4 protein-coding genes are annotated in these 6,276 nt (G+C 72.9%); 2 read left to right on the forward strand and 2 right to left on the reverse strand.

Annotated features, from left to right (window positions below; translation table 11 throughout):
• Positions 1–181: 181 nt before the first annotated feature.
• Positions 182–1,306, reverse strand: coding sequence for a S1C family serine protease (locus ACFVGO_RS22180; protein WP_380351320.1), 1,125 nt, complete (start codon positions 1,304–1,306; stop codon positions 182–184).
• Between the two features lie 196 nt (positions 1,307–1,502).
• On the opposite strand from ACFVGO_RS22180, the gene galE reads away from it, so the two are divergent.
• Entirely contained in the window at positions 1,503–2,489 is a 987-nt protein-coding gene (galE, locus tag ACFVGO_RS22185; protein WP_359902884.1) for a UDP-glucose 4-epimerase GalE, read from the forward strand.
• A gap of 58 nt (positions 2,490–2,547) precedes the next feature.
• Here galE and ACFVGO_RS22190 read toward each other — a convergent pair whose 3' ends face one another.
• Complete coding sequence (locus ACFVGO_RS22190; protein ID WP_359902881.1) at positions 2,548–4,935, reverse strand: PQQ-binding-like beta-propeller repeat protein; 2,388 nt, start codon at positions 4,933–4,935, stop codon at positions 2,548–2,550.
• A 448-nt stretch (positions 4,936–5,383) separates the two neighbouring features.
• Between ACFVGO_RS22190 and ACFVGO_RS22195 the strand changes: the two genes are divergently transcribed.
• Complete coding sequence (locus tag ACFVGO_RS22195; RefSeq protein WP_224284690.1) at positions 5,384–6,031, forward strand: TetR family transcriptional regulator; 648 nt, start codon at positions 5,384–5,386, stop codon at positions 6,029–6,031.
• Positions 6,032–6,276: the final 245 nt, after the last annotated feature.

Here is a 6,276-nt window from a genome sequence, read left to right on the forward strand (position 1 = left end):
CCTCGTCCCATCTCCACAACCCCTAGCGACGCTCGCGAACACTGCTCCTCCCCCATAGGGAAAAGGAGGGGGTACCTGAGGCGAGGGAGAACAACCCCCCCCCCCCCCCCCCCGGTCCAGTACGGCACCCGGCCCGCTGCACCCTTGCGCGGCGTGCGGCCCGGCGTCCCCGTACCGGGGCTCAGGGCGAGGTCTGGGCGGCTGCCAGCTCGCCGAGGGTGACGTCGGCGGTCTTGGTGGCTCCGTTGCGGGTGTAGGTGACGGTGACCTTGGTGCCCGGGCTGAGCGAGGCGAGCGCGGTGGTGAGCGCGTTCAGCGAGTCCACCTGGGTGTCGCCGATCTTGGTGATGACGTCCCCGGCCTGGAGCCCCGCCGAGGCCGCCGCCCCGCCCGGGGTGACCTCCACGATGACCGCGCCGGAGGGCTGGAACTGCTGGTTGAAGCTGGTCCGGGCGGTGATGCCGAGCGCGGCCCGGCCGGAGTTGGTCACCTTGCCCTGCTTGATCAGCTGGTCGGCGATGTTGGTGATGGTGCTCGCCGGGATGGCGAAGCCGATGCCGGGGGCGGCCGCGCCGTTGGTCTGCGGCTCGGTCGCGGCGAGGGTGTTGATGCCGATCACCTTGCTGTCCAGGTCGGCCAGCGCACCGCCGCTGTTGCCCGGGTTGATCGCCGCCGAGGTCTGCACCATGTTGCTGATCGTGGCGCCCGGCGACCCCGGGCCCTGGGGCTCGGAGACGGTCCGCCCGATGGCCGAGACGATGCCCTGGGTGACGCTGCTGGAGAGGCCCAGCGGGCTGCCCATGGCGAGGGTGATCTGGCCGATCTGGACCTTGCCCGAATCGCCGAAGCTGGCCGGCTTGAGGCCGCTCGGCGGGTTGTTCAGCCGGATCACCGCGAGGTCGGAGTCGGGGTAGCTGGCGACCAGGCCGGCGTCCAGCGCCGTGGTGCTGTTGGCGAGGGTCACCGTGAAGGTGGTCGCGGTGCCGACCACGTGGGCGTTGGTGACGATGTCGCCCTTGTCGTCGTAGACGATCCCGGACCCGAGGCTGTCGCCGGTGGTGATCTGCACCACGGAGGGCAGCACGTTGGCGATCACCGCCTGGTAGGCGTCCTGCAACTGGATCCCGCCGTTCGACTGGCCGGACGACGAGGCGGCCTGCGGGGAGCCGGCGGCCGGGGACGGACCGGTGGCGGCGACGGTGGACGAGGAGGACGTGCCGCTGCTGCACCCGGCCAGTGCCAGCACGGCCGCCAGCGCCACCGCGACGGCCCCCGGCAGCCGCCCGCCCGGCGGCCTCGGCCCGATCGGCCGCGGCCCGGCCGGCAGGGGGTTGGCGTGTTCCTTGTGACGGCGCACCTGGCTGCCTCCGATTCGTCACCGCACCGAACGGGCGCAGGTGTGGACGCACGGAAATCCTGCTCAGCTTTTCACCGTTTTGTCCGCTTTGCGGCCTCGACTCGCCCGAACGTGGCGATCGAATCCGAACGCCTAGGATCGGCACATGACTTGGTTGATCACCGGCGGTGCCGGATACATCGGCGGACACGTCGTCCGACAGCTGCTCGACGCCGGGGAGCGCGTCGCCGTCCTGGACGACCTCAGCACCGGCGACGCCTCCCGGCTGCCGGCCGGCGTCCCCCTGATCGAGGGCTCCACCCTGGACCGCGCCGCCCTGGACGCCGCGATCCGCGAACACGGCGTCGAGGGCATCCTGCACTTCGCCGCCAAGAAGCAGGTCGGCGAGTCCGTCGAGCAGCCCTTCCTGTACTACCGCGAGAACATGATCGGCCTCCAGACCGTCCTGGAGGCCGCCGCCGAGGGCGGGGTGAAGCGCTTCCTCTTCTCCTCCTCCGCCGCGGTCTACGGCATGCCGGACGTCGACCTGGTCACCGAGTCCACGCCCTGCGCCCCGATGAGCCCGTACGGCGAGACCAAGCTGGCCGGCGAGTGGCTGGTCGCCGCGGCCGGCAAGGCCCACGGCATGTCCACCGTGGCCCTGCGCTACTTCAACGTGGCCGGCGCCGCCTCCCCCGAGCTCTCCGACGCCGGGGTGTTCAACCTGATCCCGATGGTCTTCGAGCGGCTCACCGCCGGCGAGGCCCCGCGGATCTTCGGCGACGACTACCGGACCCCGGACGGCACCTGCGTCCGCGACTTCATCCACGTCTCCGACATCGCCTCGGCGCACGTGGCGGCCGCCAAGCGGATGGCCGCCGACCCGGCCGGCGCGACCTCCCTGGTGCTGAACATCGGCCGCGGCGAGGGCGTCAGCGTCAAGGAGATGCTGGAGGTGATCGGCAAGGTCACCGGCTACGACACCGCCGCCGAGGTGACCCCGCGCCGCGCCGGCGACCCGGCCCGCGTGGTGGCCTCCGCCGACCTGATCCACCGCGAGCTGGGCTGGACCGCCCGTCACGACGTGACGGAGATGGTCTCCTCCGCGTGGGACGGCTGGTGCAGCCGCCACCCCGGGGCCCGCAAGGCCTGAGGCCCGACCCGGCGCCGCCGCTCCGGCGGCGCCGACCCGGCGGTGTCCGCCCCGCGGTTCAGCGGGCGGGCACCGCCGTGCCGTAGAAGGCGTCCAGCGCGTACACGCAGCGGTCCTTGGAGCCGACGAAGACCCGGCCGCCGACCGCCACCGGCGAGCCGGTGAGCTCGCCCTTGGTGCCGAGCTCCCAGCGCAGCTGACCGCTCGCCAGGTCCAGGGTGTGCAGCGAGTGGTCCCGGCTGCCCAGGTGCACCAGGCCGTCGGCCACCGCCGGGGAGCCGACGATCTCCCCGCGGGCGGTGTAGCGCCAGCGCTCCCGGCCGCCGGCTGCCTCGAAGGCGTACAGCACCTCGCCGTTGCCGACCAGCACCATGCCGTCCGCGACCACCACCGGGTCGGCGCCCTGGCGGCGGCCGGTGACCCCGCGCCAGCGGTCCAGGCCGGTGGCCGCGTCCAGCGCGTAGACCGTGCCCAGGTAGTCGGCCACGTAGACCGCGTCGGCGTCCAGGGCGGGCGGGGTGAACAGCACCACCGGGGCCTCGAAGCGCCAGCGCTCCGCCCCGCTGGCCGCGTCCAGCGCGTACACCCGGGTGCCGGCCGACACGTACAGCACGCCGCCGCGCTCCACCGGGTGCGAGGGCACGTCCTCGCCGACCGGGAAGGACCAGCGCAGGCCCGCGCCGCGCGGATCGACGCAGCGCAGCCGCCCGCCGCCGTAGTAGTAGGCGGCGCCGCCCACCAGGACCGGACCGGACTGCGGGTTCTCGTAGTCCTGCTGGGCGTCGTCCGCGCGCCACAGCTCGGCGCCGTTGGCGGCCGAGCGGAGCTGGACGCCGCCGCCCCTGATGCCGCAGCAGAGCACGCCGTCGGCGGCGGAGAGCGAGTAGACCCAGCCGTCCAGCGAGGTGCGCCAGCGCTCGGTGCCGTCCGCGGCGTCCACGGTGTACAGGTGCGGGCCGTCCGCCGCGTGCACCCGGCCGGCGTCCACCGCGAGCGCCCAGGCGACGTCCCGGGTCTTGTAGCGGCGCTCGCCGGAGGCGATGTCCAGCGCGTGCACCTCGAAGCTGGAGACGAAGAGCGTGCCGTCCGCGACCACCGGGGTGCCCCAGACGTCGTTGGACATCCGGAACCGCCAGGGGCGCCAGCGGGCGACCGGCGCGGGCGGCGGGGTGGGGGCCCGGCGGACCCAGTCGGTCGTGGCCGGGGCGGTGCTCGGGCCGGGCTGCTCGTACTCGGCCCGCGGCCCCGGGCCTATCCGCACCGAGGCACCGGACAGCTGCACCTCGACGGAGCCGCCGGTCGGCGCCCGGTGCCGGTTCGGGGAGGCGATCTTCGCGGTCGGGATCTCGGCGTCCGAGTGCGGGCCCGGCTGCGGCAGGCTGTGCACCGGCCCGGCCGGCGGCTGGGCGTGCCGCCCGCCCGGGTTGGTGCGCGGGTCGGCCGGTCCGAGGTGCTGCGGCGGGACGTGCGCGGGCGGGACGTGCGCGGGCGGGCCCTGGGGATGCGGGGGCGGCTGGGCCGGTCCGGCCGGCGGGCGCGACGGCGGGGCGGCCGGCCGGCGGCCCCGCTTGCGCTCGATCAGCTCCAGCGCGTTGGCCGGCAGCCACTCCCCGGCCTCGCCGGAGGCGTCGTCCCGCGAGAAGAGGTGCGGGGCCAGCTCGGTCTGGATCTGCGCCGGGGTGGGCCTGCGCTCGGGGGCCTGCTGCATGCAGGCGCGGACCAGGTCCATCAGCTCCGGCGGCATGCCGGTCAGGTCCGGCTCCTCGCGCAGCAGCTGGAACACCGTCTCGACGGGGTTGGAGCCCCGGTAGGGCGGGTGCCCGGTGGCGCAGAAGACCATCAGCGAGCCGAGCGAGAAGACGTCGCTGGCGCCCCGGACGGTACGGCTGTCCCGGGCCTGCTCGGGGGACATGTAGGCGGGAGTGCCGACCGCGACGTTGGTCATGGTGAGCCGGGTGCTGGACACCCCGGCCGCGATGCCGAAGTCGATCACCTTCGGGCCGTCCTCGACCACCAGGACGTTGGAGGGCTTGAGGTCGCGGTGGATCAGCCCGGCCGCGTGGATGGACTGGAGGGCCTCCGCGATGCCTGCGACCAGCCAGCGGGTGGCCTCCACCGGCAGCGGGCCGCAGTCCTCGACCAGGTCCTCCAGGGAGGGGGCCGGGATGTACGCGGTGGCCAGCCAGGGCACCCGGGCGTCCGCGTCCGCGTCCACCACGGCCGCCGTGTAGAAGCCGCCGACCGTCTTGGCCGCCGCGATCTCCCGGGCGAAGCGGACCCGGAACAGCTCGTCCTCGGCCAGCTCACCCCGCACGGTCTTGATGGCCACCCGCCGCCCCGACGCGGAACGCGCCAGGTAGACCAGCCCCATCCCACCCGCGCCGAGCCGCCCCAGCACCTCGAAGGGCCCGATCCGCCTCGGATCGTGCGCCGTCAGCTGGTCCACTCCGCTGCCACCTCCCCGTTGTCCGCACCCGCCGCGTGGTGCCGGACCCGATTCTCCAATGCCGTCCTCCGCATATCCAACCTCCCCCACCCTCCGGAACCCGTCGTCCGGGCCCGGACGACGCCCCGGACAGCCCTCTGACCAGCGAGGACGGAACGGCCGGATCCTGACGCCCGCTCCGGGGGCGGCTTGCGCCCGGAGCCCCGGACCGTCCACTTCCGGACGGGACCGCACCCTTCGACCGTCGTCACGCTCTGTCACCCAACCACCCCTCAGCGGACTCGCCGTCACGCTGTGAGGTCAAAAGCACACGGGGGGGCTTCAACAGGGGCTTCGAAGCCCGGTGAATATCCGTCCGAAGTGGTTCATGCCGCTATACCAACCCCCGTGCGGAGTAATAGTCGCATCACCGAATCGCGCCAAGATCGTGCCACGGTAAGCTGACGGCATGACAGGACAAGTTCGCACCGTCGACGGTCGCGTCGCCGGGCGACGCGGACAGGAGACGCGGCAGAAGCTGCTCGATTGCCTCCGCGAGATGCTCAGCACGTCGCCCTATCGGGACGTCAAGGTCATCGACGTCGCCCGTATGGCGGGTACCTCCCCCGCGACCTTCTACCAGTACTTCCCGGATGTCGAGGGCGCTGTCCTCGAAATCGCCGAGGAAATGGCCAAGGACGCCGACCAGCTCAAAGAGCTGGTGGCCGGAAAGTCCTGGGCAGGGAAGTCCGGACCGACCACTTCGGAAGAACTGGTCGACGGATTCCTCGCCTTCTGGCGCAAGAACGACGCCATTCTCCGAGTGGTCACGCTCGGTGCCGCCGAAGGGGACAAGCGGTTCTTCAAGATCCGCATGACGGTCCTCAACGCGGTCGCCAAGCCACTCGCGGAGGCCGTCAAGGAACTCCAGGCGAAGGGTCAGGCCGACAAGTCGCTCGATCCGAACGCCGTGGCCGGGGCCCTGGTCTCGCTGCTCGCCTCGGCGGCCGAGCACCAGAAGGCCTTCACCTCCTGGGGCGTCAAGGTCAAGGACCTCAAGCCCAACCTCGCTCCCCTGGTGTACCTGGGCGTCACCGGCAAGAAGGCGCCCAAGTAGGACCGTTCTCCGACCCATCATCCGCTCCGCGCGCAGCCCCGGCCTCCTGTCCGGGGAACGACGGACGGCGGCCGTGTCCTCGGGGGAGGTCCGCCGACGTACCGCACGCGCGCCAGACATGCCGGTGGGGGGGGGACCCGGGAAAGGGGGCCCCCCCCCCCCCCCTCCCCGGTTTTTGGGGGGGTGGTCTCAAGAAAGAGACACCTTTCCTCTTCTCCGTCCCCTTTGGGGCCTCTCCCATGCCC

The sequence above is a fragment of the Kitasatospora sp. NPDC057738 genome (genome assembly GCF_042798815.1).
Lineage (GTDB): Bacteria > Actinomycetota > Actinomycetes > Streptomycetales > Streptomycetaceae > Kitasatospora > Kitasatospora lactacystinica.